The sequence below is a fragment of the Rhodococcus sp. IEGM 1307 genome (assembly GCF_030056915.1).
Classification (GTDB): Bacteria; Actinomycetota; Actinomycetes; order Mycobacteriales; family Mycobacteriaceae; genus Rhodococcus_F; species Rhodococcus_F opacus_D.
In genome coordinates, this window is sequence record NZ_JASHKW010000004.1 from 372,058 (window position 1) to 396,459 (window position 24,402).

General features: G+C 68.0%; 21 protein-coding genes. 9 read left to right on the forward strand and 12 right to left on the reverse strand.

Going from position 1 to position 24,402, the window contains the following annotated elements; translation table 11 throughout:
• The first annotated feature begins 154 nt into the window (after nucleotides 1-154).
• The 3 genes from QM841_RS10435 (at nucleotide 155) to QM841_RS10445 (ending at nucleotide 4,850) form a co-directional block, all read left to right on the forward strand.
• Entirely contained in the window at nucleotides 155-1,123 is a 969-nt protein-coding gene (locus QM841_RS10435; protein ID WP_105414577.1) for a proteasome assembly chaperone family protein, read from the forward strand.
• A 144-nt stretch (nucleotides 1,124-1,267) separates the two neighbouring features.
• A complete protein-coding gene (locus QM841_RS10440) occupies nucleotides 1,268-2,305 on the forward strand; it encodes an alpha/beta fold hydrolase (protein ID WP_005240793.1) in 1,038 nt (345 codons plus the stop codon).
• A 40-nt stretch (nucleotides 2,306-2,345) separates the two neighbouring features.
• A complete protein-coding gene (locus QM841_RS10445; RefSeq protein ID WP_283331916.1) occupies nucleotides 2,346-4,850 on the forward strand; it encodes a DEAD/DEAH box helicase in 2,505 nt (834 codons plus the stop codon).
• A 3-nt stretch (nucleotides 4,851-4,853) separates the two neighbouring features.
• On the opposite strand, the gene QM841_RS10450 is transcribed toward QM841_RS10445, so the two are convergent.
• On the reverse strand, nucleotides 4,854-5,258 hold the full coding sequence (locus QM841_RS10450; RefSeq protein WP_283331917.1) for a DUF5997 family protein: 405 nt from the start codon (nucleotides 5,256-5,258) through the stop codon (nucleotides 4,854-4,856).
• 58 nt (nucleotides 5,259-5,316) lie between these two features.
• Here QM841_RS10450 and QM841_RS10455 point away from each other — a divergent pair, with 58 nt between their 5' ends.
• A complete protein-coding gene (locus tag QM841_RS10455; protein WP_283331918.1) occupies nucleotides 5,317-6,066 on the forward strand; it encodes a LysR family substrate-binding domain-containing protein in 750 nt (249 codons plus the stop codon).
• Between the two features lie 9 nt (nucleotides 6,067-6,075).
• Here QM841_RS10455 and QM841_RS10460 read toward each other — a convergent pair whose 3' ends face one another.
• Nucleotides 6,076-6,999, reverse strand: coding sequence for a hydrogen peroxide-inducible genes activator (locus QM841_RS10460; protein ID WP_283331919.1), 924 nt, complete (start codon nucleotides 6,997-6,999; stop codon nucleotides 6,076-6,078).
• A 111-nt stretch (nucleotides 7,000-7,110) separates the two neighbouring features.
• Here QM841_RS10460 and QM841_RS10465 point away from each other — a divergent pair, with 111 nt between their 5' ends.
• The gene (locus tag QM841_RS10465) at nucleotides 7,111-7,791 is read left to right on the forward strand and encodes a PhzF family phenazine biosynthesis protein (protein ID WP_283331920.1); all 681 of its coding nucleotides are present in this window, start codon (nucleotides 7,111-7,113) and stop codon (nucleotides 7,789-7,791) included.
• Here the strand turns inward: QM841_RS10465 and QM841_RS10470 are convergent.
• Nucleotides 7,777-8,493: a hypothetical protein gene (locus QM841_RS10470; protein WP_283331921.1), complete on the reverse strand. Its 717-nt coding sequence runs from the start codon at nucleotides 8,491-8,493 to the stop codon at nucleotides 7,777-7,779. The genes QM841_RS10465 and QM841_RS10470 overlap by 15 nt on opposite strands.
• 18 nt (nucleotides 8,494-8,511) lie before the next feature.
• Between QM841_RS10470 and QM841_RS10475 the strand changes: the two genes are divergently transcribed.
• On the forward strand, nucleotides 8,512-8,814 hold the full coding sequence (locus tag QM841_RS10475; RefSeq protein ID WP_283331922.1) for a hypothetical protein: 303 nt from the start codon (nucleotides 8,512-8,514) through the stop codon (nucleotides 8,812-8,814).
• On the opposite strand, the gene QM841_RS10480 is transcribed toward QM841_RS10475, so the two are convergent.
• Both QM841_RS10480 and QM841_RS10485 read right to left on the reverse strand, forming a co-directional pair.
• A complete protein-coding gene (locus QM841_RS10480) occupies nucleotides 8,778-10,010 on the reverse strand; it encodes an aminotransferase family protein (RefSeq protein ID WP_283331923.1) in 1,233 nt (410 codons plus the stop codon). The genes QM841_RS10475 and QM841_RS10480 overlap by 37 nt on opposite strands.
• 63 nt (nucleotides 10,011-10,073) lie before the next feature.
• On the reverse strand, nucleotides 10,074-11,438 hold the full coding sequence (locus QM841_RS10485) for an MFS transporter (protein WP_283331924.1): 1,365 nt from the start codon (nucleotides 11,436-11,438) through the stop codon (nucleotides 10,074-10,076).
• A 156-nt stretch (nucleotides 11,439-11,594) separates the two neighbouring features.
• On the opposite strand from QM841_RS10485, the gene QM841_RS10490 reads away from it, so the two are divergent.
• Complete coding sequence (locus tag QM841_RS10490; RefSeq protein ID WP_283331925.1) at nucleotides 11,595-11,978, forward strand: VOC family protein; 384 nt, start codon at nucleotides 11,595-11,597, stop codon at nucleotides 11,976-11,978.
• On the opposite strand, the gene QM841_RS10495 is transcribed toward QM841_RS10490, so the two are convergent.
• Together QM841_RS10495 and QM841_RS10500 are read right to left on the reverse strand one after the other, a co-directional pair.
• Nucleotides 11,940-13,019, reverse strand: a complete 1,080-nt coding sequence (locus QM841_RS10495) for an alpha/beta fold hydrolase (protein WP_283331926.1) — start codon at nucleotides 13,017-13,019, stop codon at nucleotides 11,940-11,942. The two genes, QM841_RS10490 and QM841_RS10495, sit on opposite strands and share 39 nt — an antisense overlap.
• Before the next feature lie 97 nt (nucleotides 13,020-13,116).
• Entirely contained in the window at nucleotides 13,117-13,761 is a 645-nt protein-coding gene (locus QM841_RS10500) for a Pr6Pr family membrane protein (protein WP_283331927.1), read from the reverse strand.
• A gap of 70 nt (nucleotides 13,762-13,831) precedes the next feature.
• Between QM841_RS10500 and hrpA the strand changes: the two genes are divergently transcribed.
• Nucleotides 13,832-17,722, forward strand: a complete 3,891-nt coding sequence (gene hrpA, locus QM841_RS10505; RefSeq protein ID WP_283331928.1) for an ATP-dependent RNA helicase HrpA — start codon at nucleotides 13,832-13,834, stop codon at nucleotides 17,720-17,722.
• Nucleotides 17,723-17,760: 38 nt separating this feature from the next.
• On the opposite strand, the gene nrdR is transcribed toward hrpA, so the two are convergent.
• Both nrdR and QM841_RS10515 read right to left on the reverse strand, forming a co-directional pair.
• Nucleotides 17,761-18,225 (reverse strand): transcriptional regulator NrdR, encoded by a 465-nt coding sequence (nrdR, locus tag QM841_RS10510; RefSeq protein WP_015890458.1) that lies wholly within the window; start codon nucleotides 18,223-18,225, stop codon nucleotides 17,761-17,763.
• A 180-nt stretch (nucleotides 18,226-18,405) separates the two neighbouring features.
• The gene (locus QM841_RS10515) at nucleotides 18,406-18,903 is read right to left on the reverse strand and encodes a LysM peptidoglycan-binding domain-containing protein (RefSeq protein WP_283331929.1); all 498 of its coding nucleotides are present in this window, start codon (nucleotides 18,901-18,903) and stop codon (nucleotides 18,406-18,408) included.
• 291 nt (nucleotides 18,904-19,194) lie between these two features.
• Here QM841_RS10515 and lexA point away from each other — a divergent pair, with 291 nt between their 5' ends.
• Nucleotides 19,195-19,926: a transcriptional repressor LexA gene (gene lexA / locus QM841_RS10520; RefSeq protein WP_009480043.1), complete on the forward strand. Its 732-nt coding sequence runs from the start codon at nucleotides 19,195-19,197 to the stop codon at nucleotides 19,924-19,926.
• 88 nt (nucleotides 19,927-20,014) lie between these two features.
• Here lexA and QM841_RS10525 read toward each other — a convergent pair whose 3' ends face one another.
• The 3 genes from QM841_RS10525 to ptsP all read right to left on the reverse strand — a co-directional run bounded on the left by QM841_RS10525 (nucleotide 20,015) and on the right by ptsP (nucleotide 24,337).
• Nucleotides 20,015-21,157, reverse strand: a complete 1,143-nt coding sequence (locus QM841_RS10525; RefSeq protein WP_283331930.1) for an acyl-CoA dehydrogenase family protein — start codon at nucleotides 21,155-21,157, stop codon at nucleotides 20,015-20,017.
• A 111-nt stretch (nucleotides 21,158-21,268) separates the two neighbouring features.
• Nucleotides 21,269-22,597 carry a uracil-xanthine permease family protein gene (locus QM841_RS10530; protein WP_065490622.1) on the reverse strand — a complete coding sequence of 443 codons (1,329 nt, stop codon included), beginning with the start codon at nucleotides 22,595-22,597 and terminating at the stop codon, nucleotides 21,269-21,271.
• A 69-nt stretch (nucleotides 22,598-22,666) separates the two neighbouring features.
• Nucleotides 22,667-24,337, reverse strand: coding sequence for a phosphoenolpyruvate--protein phosphotransferase (gene ptsP / locus QM841_RS10535; protein ID WP_105414561.1), 1,671 nt, complete (start codon nucleotides 24,335-24,337; stop codon nucleotides 22,667-22,669).
• Between the last annotated feature and the right edge of the window lie 65 nt (nucleotides 24,338-24,402).

Below are 24,402 nucleotides of genomic sequence, written 5' to 3' on the forward strand. Positions count from 1 at the left end.
CTGTGGGCGAACACCGGAACGCCGCAGGCGGGAATTATCGGTCGCCCACGCCGTGTTCCCCCAGAGCAGGACCTCCGAGAGCAAAGTCCGACGTATCGATGCCGGAGACGATAGGGGACACTGGAGGCCAGGCACGAAGGAGAAGAGGTCTGTAATGGACGAACAGTCGAAGATGTACGAGCTGGAGTTCCCGGCACCGCAGCTGTCCTCCGCGGACGGCCAGGGACCTGTACTGATCCACGGACTCGAGGGCTTCTCCGACGCAGGCCACGCCGTCAAACTCGCCACGACGCATCTCCGGGAGAGCCTGGAGAGCGAGCTGGTCGCCTCCTTCGCGGTCGACGAACTCGTCGATTACCGCTCACGGCGGCCCACCATGACGTTCAAGGCCGATCACTTCTCGGACTACGACCAGCCCGAGCTGAACCTGTATGCGCTGAAGGACACGGCGGGCACCCCGTTCCTGCTGCTGGCCGGCATGGAGCCCGACCTGCGCTGGGAGCGGTTCACCACGGCGGTCCGCCTGCTGGCCGAGCAGCTCGGTGTGCGCCGGACCGTGGGCATCAATGCCATTCCGATGGCCATCCCGCACACCCGCCCGCTCGGGGTGACCGCGCATTCCACCAACAAGGACCTGATCAAGGATCACCAGCGCTGGTCCGGCGAACTGCAGGTTCCCGGCAGCGCGTCCTCGCTGATCGAGTTGCGGATGGCGCAGCACGGGCACGAGTCGGTCGGGTTCTCGGTTCACGTCCCCCATTACCTGGCTCAGACGGACTATCCGGGCGCCGCCGAGACCCTCCTCGAGAATGTGAGTGACGTCACCGACCTGGACCTGCCGCTGGCCGCGCTCGGCGAGGCCGCCGCACGCGTCCGCGAACAGGTCGACGAGCACATCGCGGGTAACGAGGAGGTACAAACCGTCGTCCACGCCCTGGAACGCCAGTACGATGCGTACGTAACGGCTCAAGAACAGCAGTCCACGCTCCTGGCCAGCGAAGAAGACCTGCCGAGTGGTGACGAACTCGGTGCAGAATTCGAGCGTTTCCTCGCCGAACAGGCCCTGCAGGACGGCGAGGGCGGCGACTCCGACGAGGAGGGGGGATCACCGGGCGGGGCGTGACCGAGGAGCTGTTGTGCGGTCGCCACGCGGACACTGTGCGACCGCACGGTCCAGTTGTTCGGCCGAGAGCGGTGCAATAGCGTCGAGATGAAGCGGATGATTGAGCTGTCAACATTCGGGAGTGCACCTAGTTCAGGAGGCGACATGAGCGACACTCGCATTCGTAAGCTCAGGCCCGTTCCGAACGCCGAAACCCGCATGATGTTCCGCACGATCCACGGCTACCGCCGCGCGTTCCGCATGGCAGGCGAGGGTCCCGCACTTCTGCTGATCCACGGCATCGGCGACAACTCGTCCACCTGGACCGAAATTATCCCGCACCTCGCCAAAAACTACACCGTCATCGCCCCCGATCTGCTGGGCCACGGACGCTCCGACAAGCCGCGGGCCGATTACTCGGTCGCGGCGTACGCCAACGGCATGCGCGACCTGCTCTCCACCCTGGGCATCGACAAGGTCACCGTCGTCGGCCACTCCCTCGGCGGCGGTGTCGCGATGCAGTTCTCCTACCAGTTCCCGCAGATGGTCGACCGGCTCGTCCTGGTCTCGGCCGGCGGCGTCACCAAGGACGTTCACCCGCTGCTCCGGCTCGCGTCGGTTCCGGTGGTCAACGAGGCGCTGAAACTGCTGCGCATTCCCGGCGCCATGCCCACCGTGCGTCTGGTGGGCAACGTGTTGAGCCAGCTGAACGGAACGCGGTTGCGTCCCGGTGCGATGCTGCACGACACACCCGACCTGGTACGTGTGCTCGCGGAGCTGTACGACCCCACCGCCTACGAGGCGTATCTGCGCACCCTGCGCGCGGTCGTCGACTGGCGCGGCCAGGTCGTCACCATGCTCGACCGATGTTATCTGACCGAGAACCTCCCGGTGCAGCTCATCTGGGGCGATCAGGACGCCGTCATCCCGGTGAGCCACGCCCACCTCGCACACGCGGCGATGCCCGGATCACACCTCGAGATCTTCCGCGGCGCAGGCCATTTCCCGTTCCGCGACGACCCGATGCGGTTCCTGCGCACCATCGAGAAGTTCCTGTCCGTCACTCATCCCCTGCAGTTCGACGAAGCGAAGTGGCGGCAGATGCTCGTCACCGGCGTCGGTGAGAGCACCATCACCGGCAGCGCGTCCACCCGGATGGCGGTTCTGGACGCGATGGGATCGGACGAACGCAGCGCAACGTAGGCCCGGCAGCGGCGCACCGCGTTCCGGCTAGCCTGTAGCAGTGCTTCTCTCCGACCTGCTCCCCGAGAACGCGGATTCCGATTCCGTTTTCGACGCCTTCACCTCCTGGACCGAAGAACGGGGTCTGACGCTCTACCCCGCCCAGGAAGAATCCGTGATGGAGCTGGTGTCCGGGGCCAACGTGATCCTGGCGACGCCCACCGGATCCGGCAAGTCGATGGTGGCGGTCGGCGCCCACTTCTACGCCATGGCCACCGGCAAGCGCACCTTCTACACGGCCCCGATCAAAGCCCTTGTCAGCGAAAAGTTCTTCGCTCTGTGCGAGGTATTCGGCGCGGAGAACGTCGGCATGATGACCGGCGACGCCGCCGTCAACTCACGGGCGCCGATCATCTGCGCGACCGCCGAGATCGTCGCGAACCTCGCACTGCGCGAGGGCCCCGACTCCGACATCGGTCAGGTCGTGATGGACGAGTTCCACTTCTACTCCGAGCCCGACCGGGGCTGGGCGTGGCAGGTCCCCCTGGTCGAACTCCCCCACGCCCAGTTTCTGCTCATGTCGGCCACCCTCGGTGAGGTCGACTTCTTCTCGTCCGACCTCACCCGCCGGACCGGCCGGCCCACCACCGTGGTGGCGGGCACCGAGCGTCCCGTTCCCCTCATGTTCTCGTACGCCACGACACCCGTGAGCGAGACGATCGAGGAACTGGTGACCACCAATCAGGCCCCGGTCTACGTGGTCCACTTCACCCAGGCCGCCGCCCTGGAACGCGCGCAAGCCCTGACCAGCGTCAACTTTTGTTCGCGCGAGGAGAAGGACGCCATCGCCGAAGCGCTCGGCGGCTTCCGGTTCACCACCGGATTCGGCAAGACCCTCTCGCGCCTCGTCCGGCACGGTATCGGCGTCCACCACGCGGGCATGCTGCCGAAGTACCGCCGCCTCATCGAGAAGCTGGCACAGGACGGTCTGCTGAAGGTCATCTGCGGCACCGACACGCTCGGTGTAGGAATCAACGTGCCCATCCGCACCGTGCTCCTCACGGGGCTGACCAAGTTCGACGGCACCCGCACGCGGCACCTCCGTGCCCGCGAGTTCCACCAGATCGCGGGACGCGCGGGACGCGCCGGCTACGACACCCTGGGCACCGTGGTCGTGCAGGCCCCCGAACACGAGGTCGAGAATCTGCGTGCACTCGCCAAGGCGGGAGACGACCCGAAGAAGCGCCGGAAGGTGCAGCGCAAGAAGGCGCCGGACGGCTTCGTGTCGTGGAGCGAGGCCACGTTCGATCGCCTCGTCGCCGCGTCACCCGAACCGCTTGTCTCCCGGTTCTCCGTGTCGAACTCCATGCTGCTCAACGTGATCGCGCGACCGGGCAACTGCTTCGAATCCATGCGGCACCTCCTCGAGGACAACCACGAGTCGCGGCCCGCACAGCGCAAGCACATCCTCAAGGCGTTGTCGTTGTACCGCGGGCTGATCGACGCCGGGGTGGTGCAGAGACTCGACGAACCCGACGCCGACGGCCGCATGGCCCGGCTGACGATGGAACTCCAGCGGGACTTCGCGCTCAATCAGCCACTGTCCCCGTTCGCCCTGGCCGCCCTCGAACTCCTCGACGTCGAATCCGATTCCTATGCACTGGATGTGGTGTCGGTGATCGAGTCGACCCTCGACGACCCGCGGCAGGTCCTCATGGCGCAGCAGCACTTCGCCCGCGGTGAGGCGGTCGCGCAGATGAAGGCCGACGGGATCGAGTACGAGGAACGCATGGAACTGCTCGAGGAGGTCACCTGGCCCAAGCCTCTCGCAGACCTGCTGTTCCCAGCGTTCGAGATGTATCGCGGTGGGCACCCGTGGATCACGGAGTTCGCGCTGTCGCCCAAGTCGGTCGTGCGCGACATGGTCGAGCGGGCGATGACGTTCGCCGAAATGGTCAGCCACTACGGTCTGGCCCGTTCGGAGGGGCTCGTACTGCGGTATCTCGCGGACGCGTATCGAGCCCTGCGCCAGACCGTTCCGACCGAGGCCCGGACGGAGGAGCTGGACGACCTCATCGAGTGGCTGGGCGAGCTGATCCGCCAGGTCGATTCCAGCCTGCTCGACGAATGGGAATCCCTCACCGACCCCGGCGCCGAGGGAGACGACCAGCAGGTCGCGTTCGGCGCCGATGTGCCGCGCCCGATCTCGGCGAATACGCGAGCATTCCGGGTGATGGTGCGCAACGCCATGTTCCGGCGTATCGAACTCGCGTCGCGGCGGCGGTGGGCCGAACTGGAGGGACTCGACGACGGCATCGACGCCGACGAGTGGGAGGACCAGCTCCAGCCGTACTTCGACGAATACGACTCCCTCGGCACCGGCCCCTCGGCACGCGGCCCCCAGCTGTTCCAGGTGGAGACCGCGCCCGAGCTGTGGCGGGTGCGGCAGGTCCTCGAGGACCCGCAGGGCGATCACGGGTGGGCGTTGACGGCGGTCGTCGACCTTCCCGAGTCCGACGCGGCCGGCGAAGTGATCTTCGACGAGCTCAGCATCGTCGAGGGGTAGCGGTCAGGAACGCGGCCTGCGGGGCTGATCCCGCCGCGCCGCGTTCTTCTCCTTGATGCGGACGGTCTCCTTGCGGACCTCGGCCTGGGTGGCGCGTTCCTGCTGCAGCCATTCGGGACGATCCGCCATGAGCGCGTCGATCTGCTCGGTGGTGAGCGCCTCGGTGACGCCGCCCCGGGCGAGGCCCGCGATGGACACCCCCAGCTTCGCCGCGACCACCGGCCGCGGGTGCGGGCCGCTGCGGCGCAGCTCGAGCAGCCACTCCGGCGGGTCGCTCTGCAGTGCACTCAGCTCGTCGCGGGAGACGAGACCCTCCTGGAACTCCGCGGGGGTGGCCTCGAGGTACACACCCAGCTTCTTCGCCGCGGTGGCGGGCTTCATAGTCTGGGGGCTCTTGTGCGACGTCATGGTGTCAAGAGTAACGAGCGTGTGCGGTGCCGTTGACCAAGGCCGGTAGCCTGACGGGGTGACAGACGCGGATGCATCCCCTTCGTTCCGGCTCGCGTATGTCCCGGGCGTGACCCCCACCAAGTGGGTGCGGATCTGGAACGAACGGCTGCCCGACGTCCCGCTCACCCTCGTGCCGGTGGCGGCCGCGGACGCACCCGACCAGTTGCGCGGCGGCGGCGCGGACGTGGGCCTGGTGCGGCTGCCGATCGACCGGACCGGTCTCAGCGCCATCCCCCTGTATACCGAGATCCCCGTGGTCGTGGCACCGAAGGACCACGTGGTGGCGGCGGTGGACGAGGTGTCGATCGCGGATCTGGCCGACGAGATCGTGCTGCACCCGCTCGATGACATCCTCGTCTGGGACAGCGTGCCGGGACTGCCCGCCCAGGACCGCCCGGCCACGACGGCCGACGCGATCGAACTGGTCGCCGCCGGGATCGGGCTGCTCGTCGTCCCGCAGTCGCTCGCCCGGCTCCACCACCGCAAGGACCTCGTCTACCGGACGGTGTCGGACGGCCCGGAGTCACGGATCGCGCTGTCGTGGCCCGAGGACGAGACCACCGAACTGGTGGAGGAGTTCATCGGCATCGTCCGGGGCCGGACCGTCAACAGCTCCCGGGGCCGCACCCCGACGCCGGCTCAGCCGAAGAAGAAGCGTCCTGCCGCGGCGACGGCACGCCAGAAACCGGCCGCGGGTGCCAGGACGTCCCGGTCGGGCTCCGGAACGAAGGGCGGCAAGAAGGGCAAACCGCGACGGCGGTCGTAGCTCCGACCGTCAGGCGGGCGCGGCGACCGACGCCGTCTTCGTGAGCAGGGCGGCGAGTTGCCCGTAGCCGTCCGCACGGGCACTGGACGAGCGGAACACGAGGCCGATCGTGCGGCCGGGCGCCGGAGCCGCGAAGCGGGCGGTCGCGAGCGGTCCCCGTCCGGTCTCCACCTGAACGGCGGATTCCGGCACCAGGGTCACGCCGAGTCCGCCGGCGACGCACTGCACCACCGTCGACAGCGACGTGGCGCGGGTGTCGCCCGCCACCGGGTGCGCGTCGACCGAGCGGCACAGATCGAGGGTCTGATCGCGTAGGCAGTGCCCCTCGTCGAGCAGCAGGAGGGGAAGCGCGTCCAGCATCTGCGGCGAGACGTCGGTGCGCCCCGCCAGCGCGTGCCCCTCCGGGACGACCATCACGAAATCTTCTGTGTACAAAGGAATATCGACGAGACCGCTGACACCACTCGGCAACGCCAGCACCGCGACGTCGAGCGCACCCACACGCAACGCCTCCAGGAGTCGCGCCGTCTGGTCCTCGATGACCTGAGGCTCGAGGGCGGGCATCTCCTCGCGCAGCGCCGGCAACAGGGCAGGCAGCACGTAGGGGGCCACGGTGGGGATCAGCCCGATACGCAGCGGTCCGGCCAACCGGTCGCCGACACCCGCGGCCGTCGCGACGAAACCGTCCGCGGCCTCGAGGATGACCTTGGCCTGACCGAGGAGCCGCTCCCCCGCCATGGTGACGAGAACGCGTCGGGTGCTGCGCTCGATGAGCTGCACCCCGAGCCCGTTCTCCAGGGCGGCGAGCGACTGCGAAAGTGTGGGTTGACTCACACTCAAACGCGCTGCCGCCGTACCGAAATGGCGGTACTCCGCGACTGCCACGAACGCACGCAGCTGCGACAGCGTGGGTTGATAACTCTGATCAGCCATACCTATCAGTCTAGCGTCGTCCATCGCCCCTGCCTCTTGACCCGGGGCAGGTGGCGACCCCTCCCACCGTCGAGGCACTTCCTCGAGGTCGACGAGCGATAAGGTGCGTCAATGCCCATCCACGTAGACGTCGTCCGGGTGTTCACCGACGACAAAGGACGCCACGGCAATCCGCTCGGCATCGTCGACTCCTCGGCCGTCCCGCCCGAGGACCGGCAGTCGGTCGCCGCCGCACTCGGATACAGCGAGACGATCTTCGTCGACGTGCCCGGACCCGGCGACGAGCACGCGCGCGCCCAGATCTTCACCCCCACCAGCGAACTGCCCTTCGCCGGACACCCCACGGTCGGACTGTCCTGGTGGCTGCACGAGCGCGGCGCCGCGGTCACCACACTCGACGTGCCCGCGGGCCCGGTCGCCACCCGCCGTTCCGGCGCCTTCACCTGGGTGCGGGCCCGGCCGGAGTGGGCGCCCGAGTTCTCGCTGTACCCCATGAACAGCGTGCGCGAGGTTCAGTCTGCGGACCCGAAGAAGTTCGGTGCCGGACACCACTATCTGTGGGCCTGGACGGACAAGGTCGAGCACTCGATCCGGTCACGAATGTTCGCCCCGGACATGGGCATCACCGAGGACGAGGCCACCGGAGCCGCGGCCGTCCGGATCACAGCGCACCTCCGGCACGCCCTCCTGATCACCCAGGGCAAGGGATCCGAACTGCGCACCACCTACGATCCCGCGGGCTGGATCGAGGTCGGCGGACGAGTCCACCCCGAGAAGTCACGCACCCTCTGACGACGGCCGCCGACCTCGCCCCGCGGTGAGGTCGGCTTCGCTCAGAGTCACCTCGATCTCCCGGCCCAGCGTCACGCCGGGAGCGAGGGGAAGCCTGTCGCCGCTCCAGAACTTGCCGGGGTCGTACCAGTTGGTGCGCCTGCGCCCACTGATCAGTCCCATCTCCTCGTACGTCTGCGCAACCACCTCGGCGCAATAGGCACTTTCGAGGCCGCCCGACTTCTCCTGCCGGCGCCCCGTCCCGGGCAGGCGCCCGCCGAACCACCGTGACGCGAGTTTCGCGGTGGACGGGAACGGGGTTCCGTCGAGCCGTGCGATCGTCCGCAGCAACGCGTCCTCCTGCTGCGACGTCGCGGGCTCGGCGAGCTGACGCAGCCATCCCCGCTGCCCGTACCGCGCACCCCACACCTGGACCGCGGCGCGCAGGTCGTGGAGTTGCACACCGCGCTGAAAGCGTCCCGTCCACATGTCCTGCAGCGAATGTCCCAGCTCGGCGTGCCACATCAGCGGCGGCAGGTCCTCGAGGACCACCGACATCCCGACGTGGTTGACCGGACTGTTCGTCAGCGTCTGAATGGCCCGGTCGGCCGGAGACTCTCCGCGGAAGATCCAGATGTCGCCGGTGCGCGTGACCTCGACAGCGGTGTCGAGGTCGATGGTGGAGCCGTGTCGTCGTGCGTCCGTGTGCCGTGGCGCGTCCATGGACCCTAGCCTAGAAGGATGCGACCGCGCGGCAGGCAATGGTGGAAACTACTCGGACTCGCGGGTGCGGTGGGTGTCGCCGCGACCGGGGTCGTCGCTGTGCGCGCGGATCGGCACCGCAAGGCGTACACGCCCGACGAGGTCCGGGCGCGTCTCCACGAGCGCTACACCCGCGCGTACGCGGTGCACGACGGGCAGAAGGAGATCGACCTGACCCCGCCCACCTGGCGGGACCGGGTCACCGGTGCCCTGCGCCGCCTCCGCAGGCGGGGCACCGGGACCGATCAGCCCAGGGCCCGGCGGATTCCGTCCGCGAGCTGAGCGACCTGCCCGTCCGTCATCACGAACGCCGGCGAGATCTGCATGGCACCCTGACCGGCCGCGCGCCCCGAGATCCCGTGTTCGCGCAACGTGTTCACGAACGGGAGCGCTTCCGCCGGATCGGCCAGCTGCACCGCCGCGACCGCACCGAGACCGCTGCGTACTTCCTCGACGCGCGGATGATCGGCGAGAGGCGCGAGGTGCTCGTGCAGTGACGACTCGAGCCGCTTCGACTCCGCCAGCAGATTCTCGCGCTCGATGATGTCGAGGTTGGCGAGTGCCGCCGCGGCGGCACCCGCATGCCCACCGTAGGTGTAGCCGTGCCGCCACCAGACCCCGCCGGCGAAGAACGGCTCGGCCACGCGCGGGGCGATGAACACCGCACCCATCGGGACGTACCCGGAGGTGAGGCCCTTCGCCGTAGTCATCATGTCGGGCTGCAGGTCGAATCGCGTCGACGCGAACCACTCGCCGCCGATGCGGCCGAATCCCGTGACCACTTCGTCGACGACGAACAGGATGTCGTGCTCGCGGCAGATGTCGCGGACCTCCGCGAGATAGCCCTCCGGCGGCAGGTATACGCCGCCCGCGCCGATGACGGGCTCGCAGAAGAACGCGGCGATCGTGTCGGCGCCGATCTTCTCGATCAGTTCGAGCAGGCTCTTGGCGTCGTTCCAGGCGACCGTGGCGGCGTCGGCCATCAACTCGCCGTAGCCCTCGCGGTTGGCGGGGATTCCCGCCAGCGCGGTGCCCGCCACATGCATCCCGTGATAGGCCTTCTGGCGGCCGACCACGATCGTCTTGGACGGCTTGCCCATCTCGTGCCAGTAGCGGCGGGCGAGCTTGGCCGCCGTGTCCACGGAATCCGAACCACCGGACGTGAGGAAGATCTTGCTGCCGGGCACCGGCGCAATGGTCGCGAGACGATCGGCCAGGGCCGCGGTCGTCTCGGGGACGAAGTCACCGAAGTTCGAGAAATGGGCCACGGTCCGCAACTGCTGCGCGACGGCGTCCGCGATCTCCGCACGGCCGTGCCCCACGTTGGTGAACCACAGACCTGCTGTCGCATCCAGGTATCGGTTGCCGCGATCGTCCCAGATGTAGGCGCCCTCGCCGCGGGACACCACGAAGGCGCCCTTCTGTTCCACCGCGCCCATGTCCGCGAATCCGTGCCACAGTGCCGACGCCATGCTCATCCCTTCGTGAAACCCCGCCCGAAGGCGACTATGCCACGACGCCCCACAGAGGATCGTGCCGCGTCACTTCTCCGCCAGGGCGGTGGGGTGTGGCTCGGTGTCGACTCCCGGAATCCCGCGACCGCGGATGGACGCGCCCGCCGTCTCGGCCACGAAGTACAGCGCGACGAGGCCGATCGCGCACGCGGCCATCATGTAGAACGCCGGCATGAGTGTGTTGCCGGTCCATTCGATGAGCAGTTCGTTGACCGCGGGGGCGGTGCCGCCGAACAGAGACGTCGACACGTTGTAGGCGATGGCGAAACCCGCGAACCGCACATGGGTCGGAAACATCGCCGGGAACGTCGCCGAAATCGTGGACAGCTGCAGGACGTACAGCAACCCGAGTACCGCGAACGCGAGGATCGCCCATCCGAAACCCTGACGCATCAGCAGGTACATCGGGACGGCGAGCACGATCAATCCCACGAGCGAGCCGTACCACAACGGTTTGCGGCCGACCCGGTCCGACAACCCGCCGGCGAACGGAATGACTGCCATCATCACGAGCTGCCCGACGATGAACAGGGACAGCGACGCGGTGGACGTCAGACCGATCTGTGTCTCCAGATATGTCGGCATGTAACTGAGCAGGGTGTAATTGGTGACGTTCAACGCGATGACGAGGCCTCCGAGCAGCAGCAACGGCTTCCAGTACTCGGTCACCAGATCCTTGAACTCGTGGGTCGGCGTCGACTCCACCTCGCCCTCCGCGTCCAGTTCCCGGAACACGGGGGTCTCCTCGAGCTTGGTCCGCAGGTAGAGGCCGATCAGACCCATCGGTCCGGCGATCAGGAACGGGATACGCCAGCCCCAGGTGGACATGAACGGATCGCTGGAGAACAACTCCACCGCCAGGACCACGATCGCACCCAGCGCATACCCGCCGAGCGTGCCGAACTCGAGGAAACTTCCGCAGAAACCGCGCCTGCGGTCCGGCGAGTACTCGGCCATGAACGTTGCCGCGCCGCCGTATTCGCCGCCCGTCGAGAAGCCCTGGATCATGCGCAGCAGCACCAGCAGCAGGGGCGCCCAGAAACCGATGACGTCGTATCCCGGCACGAGGCCCACGCAGAACGTCGCACCCGCCATCAGGATGATCGTCAGTGCCAGAACCTGGCGGCGTCCGAGCCGGTCACCCAGCGGACCCCACACGAGGCCGCCGAGCGGTCGCACGACGAACGACACCGCGAACACGAGCAGGGCGTACAGGGTGGCCGAACCGGTGTCGCCTGGAAAGAACGCTGCCGAGATGTACGACACGGTGAACGCGTAGACACCGTAGTCGAACCATTCGGTGGCGTTACCCATCGCCGACGCCGCGATCGCGCGACGGAGAACACCTGGTGGGAGGGTTTCCTGCTCGGCTGACGAACTCGCAGATGCCATGTGATCCCGTCTCCTCGGGCCGGTTTCGCGTTCACCCATTGTGGCCCGAGTGGCACGTGTTGTCGCGCGTTTGCCGGTTACAGACACGCCACGGAGGCGCGCCCGAGCCGTTCCCGCGACAGTGTGCGACCAGCGTCGCGCGGGTATCCGCAGCCCATGACCAGCCGAATCATCGCCATCGCCGTCGACTGTCGTGACGCGGAAACACTGTCACGATTCTGGTGCGACGCCCTGGGCTATCCGTCGACCCGCCGATGGAAGGACTCGTACGGGCTCGAGTACGTCGAAGCGAACGCACCGGGGTCCCCGTCACTGGTGTTCCAGCCCGTCGACGACCCGAAGTCCGAGAAAAACCGCCTGCACCTCGACATCGCGCCGTCGTCCGGTACCCGCGACGAGGAGGTCCGGCGGCTCCTCTCGCTCGGCGCACGCCGGCTGAGCGACGACCCGAACGTTCCCTGGGTGGTCCTCGCAGACCCCGAGGGCAACGAATTCTGCGTGCTACCGGAACGTGGGGCCGACGACGGGACGACCACGTAGCCCTCGCCACCAGGCGGCGGGCCCGCCGTGGGCGACCCAGTGCCGTGCGTGGTCCACGTAATCCGTCGCCACCCGGACCCACTCACTCCAGGCACTCGGCGTGGGCAGGGTTTCGACCGAACGGGTCAGGAGACGATCGATCGCGTCCGAGACGAGTTCTGCGCGCTCCAACTGCACCATGTGCCCCGCACCGGGGACCTTCACCAGTTCCGCGTCGGGCAGATGCCCGGCGATCGCCTTCGAGTACCGGAAGGGGGTCAGGAGGTCGCGATCGCCGCACACCACCAGCGTCTCGATGGGTGCGAGCAACGGCACCGCCGCCGTCTCGTCGTGATTCTTGAACGACGGCAGGAAGTCGACGAGGGTCTTGAGGGACGTGTCGTTGATCATCTGCTCGGAGTGCCACATGATCGCCGGGCTGATGCTGCGGTCACCGAACGACGCCGACCTCAGGATCGGCGCCAGCACCCTCTTGCTCGCGCCGCGACCGCTCTGGACGACCCGGGGCAGGTGCCGGGCCGCGGTGCTGAATCCGGCAACCACCGGCGTGTTGAGGGTCCGCGCGAGCCCCACGTCACCCAGCTTCTCCGCCGCGGTGGCGATCAGGCCCACCCCGACGACGCGGGACCCGATCAGATCGGGATGCTGCCCGACGTACGACAGGACCGCCATACCGCCCATCGAATGGCCTACCAGCACGATCGGCCCCTCCGGCACGAGCGCACGGATCACGGCGTCGACGTCCTGTGCGAGATGCGGAATGGTGCAGGTGGCGCGCCGCGGCACCCCGGAGTCGCCGTGCCCCCGCAGGTCGAAGAACACCATGCGAATCGTCGAGCCCCACGCCTCCTCGAGCTGAACCCGCTGGAAGTGCCAGCCGGTCATCCGGTTGCAGAAGCCGTGGACGAACACCACCGTCAAGGGGGCGAACGCCGGACCCACCTCGCGCACCGCGAGGGGCACACCGTCGTCGGCGGCGACGACACTGCCGCGGTCGCGGCCGAGCAGGTCGAAGTTCTCGCCTGCGAACTCGTCGAACATAGTCTCCCAGCCGTTGCCGAAGTCACGGATGATCGCGCGGACGCCTGTCGTGTGGAGGATAGCGCGGTGCGCGAATCGTCTGCGCGCAGCTTCGCCGCTACCGGTCCTCGCCGTACCGCCGGCGCGCACCGAGACGTCCCACCGCGTTCACGGCGAGCGCCATCAACGCCATTGCCAGCAACAACACGACCGCCGTGACGGCGAGCTGGAGGTACCCCTGCTGTCGGGGGCCCAGGAACGGATACGGGTACCAGTCGACGATCGGACCCCGGATCAGGGAATAGGCGCCATACACGGCCGGAAAGACCAGCCAGCCGAGGCTCTGCGCCTCGGAGATCCGCACCCGGGACGGGGCCACCACCCAGTCGAGCAGCAGCACGAGCGGCAGCAGACGGTGCAGGGCCGTGTTGATCCAGGCGTCCTGCAGCATGACGTCGATGTTCGCCAGCAGCACCGCGTACACAATTCCGGTGATGACCATGTACAGCGTGGTCGCGCCGCGGAACAGCTGCCAGCCCCGCGACTGCGGATCCCGGATCGCGCCGACGAGCAGGACGACGGCGGCGAGGATGTTGCTCTCGATGGTGAAGTAGCTGAGGTAGTTGGCCAGGGAGAAGTCGTCGCTGCCGGCGCTGCGGAGGGGAATCCACAGCAACGCGATCAGACCGTAGACGGCGAAGACCGCCCGCAGAACCCGAACGATCCTCTGACCTCGCAGGTCCGTGACGACGGCAGCGCCCATCCGCCGATATTCGCACACGGGCGGGCGCGGCACAGGGTGATCAACCGGGTTGGCTAGGCTGGGGTCCAGCATGTCCACCACAGCACCCAGCCGGCGGGAACTGAAAAACAGCCTCGGCGAACTCACTCTGCGCGACGAACACCGGCTCCGCCGGCGACTCGACCGTGCGCGCACACCCGACGCACTCGCGTCCCTGTCCGACGAGATCGCCGCCGCGCGCGGACGCATCGCACGAAGACTCGACAGCGTCCCTGTCATCGACTACCCCGACGCGCTACCCGTCAGCCAGCGCCGCGACGACATCGCGAAGGCGATCGCCGAGAACCAGGTCGTCATCGTCGCCGGCGAGACGGGCTCGGGCAAGACGACGCAGATCCCGAAGATCTGCCTCGAACTCGGCCGCGGCGTCCGCGGCCTCATCGGACACACCCAGCCCCGCCGTCTCGCGGCGCGGACGGTTGCCGAACGCATCGCCGAGGAACTCCGCAGCGAACTCGGTGAGACCGTCGGCTACACCGTGCGATTCACCGACCAGGTGTCGGACGGCACGCTGGTGAAACTGATGACCGACGGAATCCTGCTCGCCGAGATCCAGCGCGACCGGATGCTGCGCCGGTACGACACGCTCATCATCGACGAGGCCCACGAACGCAGCCTCAACATCGACTTCATCCTCGGATACCTGCGACAGCTACTCCCCCGCCGGCCCGATCTGAAAGTGATCATCACCTCGGCCACCATCGATCCGGAACGCTTCGCGCAGCACTTCGCCACCGACGACGGGGTGCCCGCACCGATCGTCGAGGTGTCCGGACGCACCTTCCCCGTCGAGATGCGTTACCGCCCACTCACCGTGGAAGTGGGCGACCAGACCTTCGACCGCGACCCCGTCGACGCGGTGTGCGAGGCGGTCGAAGAATTGTCCGGCGAGGGCGACGGCGACATCCTGGTCTTCCTCTCCGGCGAACGGGAGATCCGCGACACCGCCGACGCGCTCCGCGACCGTAGACTGCGCGGCACCGAGATCGTGCCCCTGTACGCCCGGCTGTCGGCGGCGGAACAGCACAAGGTGTTCACCCCCCACACCGGGCGGAGGGTCGTGCTGTCGACGAACGTCGCGGAAACCTCCCTCACCGTGCCCGGCATCCGGTACGTCGTGGACCCGGGAACCGCCCGCATCTCCCGCTACTCGGTGCGCACCAAGGTGCAGCGCCTCCCCATCGAACCGATCTCGCAAGCGTCCGCCCGCCAGCGTTCCGGGCGTTGCGGCCGTGTGGCCGAGGGCATCTGCATCCGCCTCTACTCGGAAGAGGACTTCGAGGCGCGGCCCGCGTTCACCGAACCGGAGATCCTGCGCACCAACCTCGCGTCCGTCATCCTGCAGATGACGGCGCTCGGCCTCGGCGACATCGCCGCGTTCCCGTTCGTCCAGCCACCCGACCCGCGGGCCGTCCGCGACGGCATCGGCCTGCTCGAGGAACTCGGGGCGATCGAACGGAAAGCCCAGAACGAGCAACCCGTCCTCACCGCGGTCGGACGCGAACTCGCGCAGATCCCCGTCGATCCGCGCATGGCCCGGATGCTCGTCGAGGCACACCGGAACGGCTGCCTGTCCGAGGTGCTGGTCATCGTCTCGGCCCTCTCGATCCAGGACGTGCGGGAACGTCCCGCCGAATTCCAGCAGGCAGCGGACGAGAAGCACGCCCGGTTCACCGTGGAGAACTCCGACTTCCTCGCCTTCCTCGAACTGTGGAAATACCTGCGCGAGCAGCGGAACGAATTGTCGTCCAACCAGTTCCGCAAGATGTGCCGAAACGAGTTCCTGCACTGGCTGCGCATCCGCGAATGGCAGGACCTGCACGGCCAGCTCCGGCAGATCACCCGTGGGCTGGGCTGGGACACCACCGATACCCCGGCCGGCGAGGCGGCGATCCACCAGTCCCTCCTCGCGGGACTGCTGTCGCACATCGGACTCCGCGAGGGTGACAAGCGAGACTTCCTCGGGGCCCGCGGAAGCCGATTCGCGGTCTTCCCCGGCTCGAGCCTGTTCAAGAAGCCCCCGCGATGGGTCATGGCCGCCGAACTGGTCGAAACGTCCCGGCTGTGGGCACGCATGTCGGCCAGGATCGAACCCGAGTGGGCGGAGAAGCTGGCGCCGCACCTCGTGAAACGCACCTACTCCGAGCCGCACTGGTCGTCGAAGCGCGGCGCCGCCATGGCCTACGAACGCGTGACGCTGTACGGGATCCCGCTCGTCGCCCGGCGTGCGGTCACCTACAGCACCATCGACCCCGAGACGTCCCGGGACCTGTTCATCCGCCACGCTCTGGTGCAGGGCGAGTGGCAGACGCAGCACAAGTTCTTCCACGCCAACCGCGCACTCCTCGAAGACGTCGAGGAACTCGAGCACCGCGCCCGCAGGCGCGACATCCTCGTGGACGACGACACCCTCTACGACTTCTACGACCAGCGCGTCGGCCCGGAAGCGGTCTCCGCCCGGCATTTCGACTCCTGGTGGAAGGTCGCCCGCCGCAAGAACCCCGACCTGCTCACGTTCACCCAGGCGACGGTCGTCAACGCCGAGTCCGCAGCAGTACTCGGCGGCGAGTACCCCGACGCCTGGCGTCAGGGCGACATGCAGTTCCCCCTCACCTACCAGTTCGAGCCCGGCACCGAGGACGACGGCGTCACCGCCCGCATCCCGATTGCGCTGCTGGCGGGCCTGCGCCCGGTCGGCTTCGACTGGCTGGTCCCCGGCATGCGCGTCGAACTGGTCACCGCCCTGATCAAGACGCTCCCAAAGACCCTTCGCCGACAGGTGGTTCCGGCACCGGACTTCGCGGGCGCCGCGCTTTCCGCCGTGAAACCCCGCTCCGAACCGCTCACCACGGCGATGGCCCGCGAGTTGTCGCGGCTCGGCGCCTGTCGCATCGATCCCCAGGACTTCGACGTCACCGCGCTCCCCGACCATCTGCACATGACGTTCGCTGCCGTGGACGAGAAAGGTGCCGTCCTCGGCCGGGACAAGGATCTCGTGTCGCTGCGCAAGTCGCTCGCTCCCCGCGTCCAGGTGGAGGTGGCGAAGGCGGCGTCGAATTCGGAGCGGCCGCCCGCACTCACGTGGACCCCTGCCACCCTCGGTTCGCTCGAGGCCACCGTGACACGCGAACTCGGCGGCCAGAAGGTCACCGGCTACCCCGCCCTGGTCCCGGAGGGTGACGGTGTCGCCGTCCGCGTGCTCAGCACCGCGGCGGCGCAACGATCCGCAATGCGCGCCGGAACGCGCCGGCTGCTGCTCGCCGCCGTTCCCACCCAGGCGAAGACGGTCACATCGGGCCTGAGCAACGCACAGCGACTTGCGCTCGGGCAGAACCCCGACGGCAGCCTCGACGCCCTGATCGACGACTGCCGCAACGCCGCCGCGAACCAGTTGATCGCCGCACACGGCACGCCGGTGCGCACCCCTCAGGAGTTCGACGCCCTCGTGGCGACGGCGCGCGCCGAGATGGCCCGGAACGTGGCGGTGCTCCTACGACTGGTGTCGCCGGTACTCGAAGCCGACCATCGGCTCGCCGTCGTGCTGGAACGTGCGACCGGTGAGGCCGCCGACGACGTGCGCGAACAGCGGCAGTCGCTGCTGTTTCCCGGATTCGTCGCCGACATCGGTGCCACTCGCCTCCGTGAACTGCCCCGCTACCTCGCCGCCGCGGCGGCCCGTCTCGAAGCTCTTCCCGGGAGCGCACCGCGCGACCAGAAGGGGATGGACGTTCTCGACCGGGTGTACGCCGGATACGAACGCATGCTCGCCGGCCTGCCGGAAGAACGACAGCACACACCCGAAGTCGACGCCATTCACTGGATGATCGAGGAACTGCGCGTCAGCCTGTTCGCTCAAACACTCGGGACACCGATCCCCGTGTCCGAGAAGCGCGTGATCAGTGCAATGGAGAAGGTGCGCTGACGCGCAGGGCCATGGAGAAGGTGCGGTGACGCCTCGGCTCAGGCGTCGTCGCGGGATTCGCGGTGTTCGCGTAGCTCTTTGATCTCGCGGGCGAAGTCCTCGGCGGAGCTGAAAGACCGGTACACGGACGCGAAGCGCAGGTACGCCACCTCGTCGAGATCACGAAGCGGACCGAGAATGGCGAGGCCCACCTCGTTGCTCGGGATCTCCGCAGAACCCGACGCCCGGACCGCGTCCTCGACCTGCTGGGCAAGAAGATTCAGGGCGTCGTTGTCTACCTGCCGGCCCTGGCAGGCGCGGCGCACTCCCCGCACCACCTTCTCCCGGCTGAACGGTTCGGTGACACCACTGCGCTTGACCACCGACAGCACGGCCGTCTCGACGGTGGTGAATCGGCGACCACACTCGGGGCACGAGCGGCGGCGACGGATGGCCTGTCCTTCGTCGGCTTCTCGCGAATCGACCACACGTGAATCGGGGTGCCGGCAAAACGGGCAGTGCATGGCGATTCCTTCGTCGTAGCCGTCGTGGCCGCAACTGTTCGCCTCCCCCGATGGCGAACCGACGAAAACGGATTCACGCAGCGGATGCACGATCACGACGCGACCACACGAAGTGGTGGGACTGACAGCATCCGAGACTACTCGGCCGCCCTGGGGGACAGACATGCAGAGCCACCCCCGTCACCGGGTAGAGGACGACGGGACGATCAGACTCTGGCCCGGGTGGAGCGCCGAATTGGACATGGCGTTCAGCTCCATGATCCGCTCGACCACCTGTGCCACCGGCAATTCCGGGGAGATCCGCGCCGCGAGCGCTGCCAGGCTCTCCCCCTGCTGCACCTGCACGACCTCCGTGGCCGCCGAATTGCTCACACCGTCGGTCGTGGCCAGCTGAGCCACCCCGACGAGCCCGCACAACACACCCGCCGTGATCACGACACTCGCGAGCACCATCCGCCAGCCGACGTCGTTCGCCCCGCGCGCGTGATCGGCACGGGAGACACCGGTGTGGGTGGGCCGGTACGCGACGGCGCCGGACGACGGGCGCCGCAGCTCGCCGTCGGTGCGCCGGCGGCGCGGCTCGGTCCGGTACGACCGTGCGGCCCCGGACCGGACGACACCCCGTTCCAGGGCCTGCCGGTTCAGCACTGCCTGCCGATGGAGAACTGCGTTGCTCATCGGTACCTCCGCTGCTCGTATCCGTTGTCAGATCCGTTGTCGTCAGATCCGTTGTCGTATCCGCTACCGACCCGGTCGGTGTCTGATCGCTCCGGTCGTTCGATCACGCGTTCGAAAGAACACATGTTCGATTTCTACCACGGCACTCCGACAATGTCTCTACTTCTCGCGACACGTGTCGAACAGATGTTTGAAACTCCGAGGAAAGCGGGATAGATTCGTGTCACGCGGCACAGCAGTCACATGCGACCCATACCGAGAAGATCCACATACAGACGGAGGCACCTCGCCATGAAGGACGACAGCTCGACCGACGGTTCGACTCCACGTGTGAGCGGTGGCTCCGCCGCCGGGTTGACCGACCGGCAGCGCCGTGTCCTCGAGGTGATTCGCACGTCCGTCAACGAGCGCGGATATCCGCCGAGCATCCGCGAGATCGGCGACGCCGTGGGGCTCACCTCCACGTCGTCCGTCGCTCATCAACTGCGCACGCTGGAGCGGAAGGGCTTCCTCCGCCGGGATCCCAATCGTCCCCGCGCCGTGGACGTGCGCGGCCTCGACGAGGTGGCGGCGGGAGCCGCGGCGAACGCGAGCGCCGCAGTCGGGTTGGCCGCGGTCAAGTCCGGCGCCGACGGCGCACCCCTGCCGGAACCCACGTTCGTCCCGGTCCTCGGCCGGATCGCGGCCGGTGGCCCGATCCTCGCCGAGGAAGCAGTCGAGGACGTGTTCCCGCTCCCCCGCGAACTGGTGGGCCAGGGCTCACTGTTCCTGCTCAAGGTCGTCGGCGAATCGATGATCGATGCCGCGATCTGCGACGGCGACTGGGTAGTGGTCCGTCAGCAGAACGTGGCGGAGAACGGAGACATCGTGGCAGCGATGATCGACGGCGAAGCAACCGTCAAGACGTTCAAACGCACCGAGAACGAGGTGTGGCTGATGCCGCACAATCCGCTGTTCGATCCGATCCCCGGCAATGACGCGGTCATTCTGGGCAAGGTCGTCACGGTCATGCGCAAGATCTAGTCACCGCCGCGCGGAGACACGAGGAGGCCCCACGGCGATTGCCGTGGGGCCTTCTCGCATCCACCCCGGATACGCAGGTCGCGCCTCGTCAGAGATTGAGGCCGCGACCGATGATTTCCTTCATGATCTCGGTGGTACCGCCGTAGATGGTCTGGACACGAGAATCCATGTAGGCCTTGGCAATCGGGTACTCCTTCATGTATCCGTAGCCGCCGTGCAGCTGCAGGCACCGGTCGATCAGCCGGACCTGCGCCTCGGTGGTCCACCACTTGGCCATCGCCGCTTCCTGCACCGACAGCTTCTCGTCGTTGAGCAGTTCGATGAACTTGTCGACGAGCACTCGGACGGCCGTTGCCTCGGTGGCGAGTTCGGCGAGCACGAAGCGGGTGTTCTGGAAGCTGCCGATCGACTTGCCGAACGCCTTCCGGTCGCGGCAGTACTGGATCGTCATGTCGAGTGCCGATTCCATTGCGGCCGCGGCCACCACGGCGATCGACAGCCGCTCCTGGGGAAGGTTCTTCATCAGGTAGAGGAAGCCCATCCCCTCCTCACCGAGGAGGTTGGCGGCGGGAACGCGGACGTCGGTGAAGCTGAGCTCCGCGGTGTCCTGCGCCTTCATCCCGATCTTGTCGAGATTGCGGCCGCGTTCGAAGCCCGGCATTTCCCGTTCGACGACCAGGAGGCTGAATCCCTGCGCCCCCTTGTCGGGATCGGTACACGCGACGACGATCACGAGGTCGGCGTTGATGCCGTTGGTGATGAACGTCTTGGAACCGTTGAGGACCCAGTCGTCGCCGTCGCGCACGGCGCGCGTCTTGATGCCCTGCAGGTCGCTGCCGGTGCCCGGTTCGGTCATCGCGATGGCGGTGATCAGCTCGCCCGACGCGAAGCCGGGCAGCCAACGCTGCTTCTGCTCCGCGTTGCTCAGTTCGAGCAGGTACGGCGCGACGACGTCATTGTGCAAGGTGAAGCCGATGCCGCTGTACCCGCCGCGGGTGGTCTCCTCGGTGATTATCGCGTTGTACCGGAAGTCGCGCACGCCGCCGCCGCCGAATTCCTCCGGTACGGCCATGCCGAGGAAGCCCTGCTTGCCGGCCTCGACCCACAGGCTGCGGTCGACGATGTTCTGCTCTTCCCACTTGGCGTGGTTCGGCTCGGCGTGCTGTGCGAGAAACTTGCGGTACGACTCCCGGAACAGTTCGTGCTCCGGTTCGAACAGGGTGCGCTCCACGCCGACTCCTCGTATCAACTATCTGGGTACGTCTCGTTCGACGGTAGAGGCGAGGAACACCGTGGTGAATGACCCAGGTGATCGGGATTCGTGACCCATCCGGTCACCGTGTCAGGGCTTGCGGAACCGCGCGAGCGAGCGCATCACCGGGTAGGCGACGAGGATGCCGACCGAACCCCACGCGATGCCACCGAGTTCCACGGATCCGATCGTCAGCGTCAGGTCGCCGATGCCGGCGACGAGCGCCGCAGCGACCACGGTGAGGTTCACGGGGTCGGTGAAGTCCACCTCGGCGTCCATCCAGATGCGCACACCGAGGACGCCGATCAGTCCGTACAGCACGAGGGTGGCGCCGCCGATGACACCGTTCGGCACCGTGAACACGAGGGCACCGAACTTCGGTGAGAACGCGAGAACCACGGCGGTGGCGGCCGCGACCCAGTAGGCGGCGGTGGAGTACACCCGCGTCGCGGCCATGACTCCGATGTTCTCGGCGTACGTGGTGGTTCCGGAGCCGCCGCCGAATCCGGCGAGGGTGGTGGCCAATCCGTCCGCGACGAGGGCGTCGCCGGCGACGTCGTCGAGCGACCGACCCGTCATGGCCGACACCGCCTTGACGTGGCCGACGTTCTCGGCGATCAGGACGATGACCACCGGCAGGGTCAGCGCGATCACGGACCATTCGAACGTCGGTCCCCGCAGTTCGGGCACGCCGAACCAGGCCGCCTCCCGCAGCGCCGTCACCCGCTCCTCGGCGAGCCCGCCGATCACGGCGGCGAACACCCAGCCGACGACGACCCCGACGAGAATGCCGAGACGGCCCAGCAGTCCCGGACCGAGCACGGTCACGAGCAGGATCGCCAGCAGGGTCACCCCGGCGATCAGCGGTTGCGATTCGAACGAATCCACCGCAGTGGGTGCGAGATTGAGCCCGATCAACGCGACCACGGCGCCGGTGACGACCGGGGGCATGACGGCGTCGATGACTCGCGATCCGGCCAGCTTCACTGCGATGCCCACCACGAGCAGCAACAGACCCGCGGCGGCGACACCGCCGAGTTGCGCGGCGGGACCCGAACTCTGCGACGCCGTCAGCGGCGCGATGAACGCGAACGACGATCCGAGATAGCTGGGGATGCGGCCACGGGTGATGAGCAGGAACAGGGCCGTCCCGATACCCGAGAACAGCAGTGTCGTCGTGACCGGGAACCCGGTGATGGTCGGCACCAGGAGGGTGGCGCCGAACATCGCGATGACGTGCTGCATCCCGATTCCGACCGTGCGCGGCCAGGTGAGACGCTCGCCGGGAGCGACCACCTCGCCCTCACCGATCCGCCTGCCGTCACCGTGCAGCGTCCACCCGAACGCCCGTGTGGGGGTGGACGGGCCGGCTGAGCCGCCGGCCGGACCGTCGGGGGCGTCGGTTTCTCTTTTCGTCACAGTTCGCCAATAGTAGGCACGATCTGGGAGTTTCGCGCCTTCGGGACCGGATCCCGCAGCACACCGGGGCTACGCGCCCAGCACCCGGACCGCCGCGGCACGCGCCTCCGCAGGATCGCTCGTGGCGAGCACGTCCTCGGCGGCACGACGGCAGTCGTCCAGCGAGACCGATCCCACCTTCGCACCCACACCGGATACGGCGGCACCCGCGCAGGACAGCGACGTGACCCCGAGTCCGATCAGCACGCAGGCGAGCAGCGGGTCGGCGGCCGCCTCGCCGCAGACGCCGACCGGTTTGCCTGCCGCGATGCCCGCCGCGGCCGTGCGGGCGACGAGCGCGAGGACCGCCGGCTGCCAGGGATCGGTGAGCGATGCCAGGTCGGAGGACATCCGGTCGGCGGCCATCGTGTACTGCGCAAGGTCGTTCGTGCCGATGGACAGGAAGTCGACGTGGCGCAGAAGACGGTCGGCCAGGAGCGCGGCGGCCGGTACCTCGACCATTACGCCGGGCACGAGTCCGCGAGCCCGGACCTCCGCCGCGAAGGATTCGGCCTCGGCGGGAGTCGAGATCATCGGCGCCATCACCCACGGCTGCGACTGCGTCTGCTTCGCCGCGGCGGCGACGGCGTCGAGTTGCCTGCTGAGGATGCCCGGATTCTGTTCGGCGATCCGGATTCCGCGGACCCCGAGTGCCGGGTTCGCCTCTTCGGCGTGGTTGGCGAAGCGCAGCGGCTTGTCCGAACCCGCGTCGAGCGTCCGGATCACCACTTTCCGGCCGGCGAACGCGTCGAGCACCTCGCCGTAGATCTCGGCCTGCTCGTCGACGCCGGGCTCGGAATCGCGGTCCAGGAAGCACAACTCGGTGCGGAACAGTCCGACGCCCTCGGCGGCGGTCGTGGCGGCCGACCGCGCACCGGCCCCGTCCTGAACATTGGCCAGAATCGACACGGAATGTCCGTCGCTCGTGCGGCCGGGCCCCTCCCACGACTGGATGCGGATCCGTTCGGCGCGGCCGTGTTCCACGGCGGCGCGGGCCTCCACGGGGTCCGGTTCGACGACGAGTTCGCCGGCCGAGCCGTCGAGGAGGACGGGGGTGCCCGCGACGACGGATTCGAGGTCACGCACCGCGACCACACACGGAATGCCCAGCTGCCGCGAGATGATCGCGGTGTGGCTGGTGGGGCCGCCGAGGACGGTCACGAGTCCGACGATCAGCTCGGGATCGAGACCGGCGGTGTCGGCGGGCGCGAGGTCCTGGGCACACAGGATCGACGGTGTCGTGGGCACGGGGATGCCGGGTTCGGGCAGACCGAGGAGTTCGGACACCACGCGGTCCCGGATGTCGCGCAGGTCAGTCACCCGTTCGGCCATCAGCCCGCCCATCTTGGTGAACAGGGTGGCGAACTGCTCGGTGGCCTCGGCCGCCGCTTCCTCGGCCGGGGTTCCACCGGCGATCAGCTTCTGCGCTGCACCGAGCCAGCCGCGGTCGGCGGCCATCGCCGCGTTCGCCTGCAGCACCTCTGCCGCGGCGCCGGACACGCTCGCCGCGCGGTCGCGGAGTCGTTGCGACACCACGGCGGCCGCTTCCTCGAATCGGACCTTCTCCGCGTCGCGCGACACCTCGTCGATCCGGGCCGAACCGGGCGCGACCTCCGGCCGCGGAGCCGGCCAGATCACCGGCGCGTAGGCAATGCCCGGTACCACCGGTGTACCTCGCACGATTTCACGGTTTTCGGTCATCGGATCCTCCTGGCCGGTTCGTTCTGTCTTCGCACAGTCGGAAATGCGAATCGACTATGTGACGG

Bases quoted from the DNA above. Each gene is read 5' to 3' on its own strand.
- QM841_RS10435 (WP_105414577.1), top strand. From the start codon at position 155: ATGGACGAACAGTCGAAGATGTACGAGCTGGAGTTCCCGGCACCGCAG.
- QM841_RS10440 (WP_005240793.1), top strand. From the start codon at position 1,268: ATGAGCGACACTCGCATTCGTAAGCTCAGGCCCGTTCCGAACGCCGAA.
- QM841_RS10450 (WP_283331917.1), bottom strand. From the start codon at position 5,258: ATGACGTCGCACAAGAGCCCCCAGACTATGAAGCCCGCCACCGCGGCG.
- QM841_RS10460 (WP_283331919.1), bottom strand. From the start codon at position 6,999: ATGGCTGATCAGAGTTATCAACCCACGCTGTCGCAGCTGCGTGCGTTC.
- QM841_RS10465 (WP_283331920.1), top strand. From the start codon at position 7,111: ATGCCCATCCACGTAGACGTCGTCCGGGTGTTCACCGACGACAAAGGA.
- QM841_RS10470 (WP_283331921.1), bottom strand. From the start codon at position 8,493: ATGGACGCGCCACGGCACACGGACGCACGACGACACGGCTCCACCATC.
- QM841_RS10475 (WP_283331922.1), top strand. From the start codon at position 8,512: ATGCGACCGCGCGGCAGGCAATGGTGGAAACTACTCGGACTCGCGGGT.
- QM841_RS10480 (WP_283331923.1), bottom strand. From the start codon at position 10,010: ATGAGCATGGCGTCGGCACTGTGGCACGGATTCGCGGACATGGGCGCG.
- QM841_RS10485 (WP_283331924.1), bottom strand. From the start codon at position 11,438: ATGGCATCTGCGAGTTCGTCAGCCGAGCAGGAAACCCTCCCACCAGGT.
- QM841_RS10490 (WP_283331925.1), top strand. From the start codon at position 11,595: ATGACCAGCCGAATCATCGCCATCGCCGTCGACTGTCGTGACGCGGAA.
- QM841_RS10495 (WP_283331926.1), bottom strand. From the start codon at position 13,019: ATGTTCGACGAGTTCGCAGGCGAGAACTTCGACCTGCTCGGCCGCGAC.
- QM841_RS10500 (WP_283331927.1), bottom strand. From the start codon at position 13,761: ATGGGCGCTGCCGTCGTCACGGACCTGCGAGGTCAGAGGATCGTTCGG.
- hrpA (WP_283331928.1), top strand. From the start codon at position 13,832: ATGTCCACCACAGCACCCAGCCGGCGGGAACTGAAAAACAGCCTCGGC.
- nrdR (WP_015890458.1), bottom strand. From the start codon at position 18,225: ATGCACTGCCCGTTTTGCCGGCACCCCGATTCACGTGTGGTCGATTCG.
- QM841_RS10515 (WP_283331929.1), bottom strand. From the start codon at position 18,903: ATGAGCAACGCAGTTCTCCATCGGCAGGCAGTGCTGAACCGGCAGGCC.
- lexA (WP_009480043.1), top strand. From the start codon at position 19,195: ATGAAGGACGACAGCTCGACCGACGGTTCGACTCCACGTGTGAGCGGT.
- ptsP (WP_105414561.1), bottom strand. From the start codon at position 24,337: ATGACCGAAAACCGTGAAATCGTGCGAGGTACACCGGTGGTACCGGGC.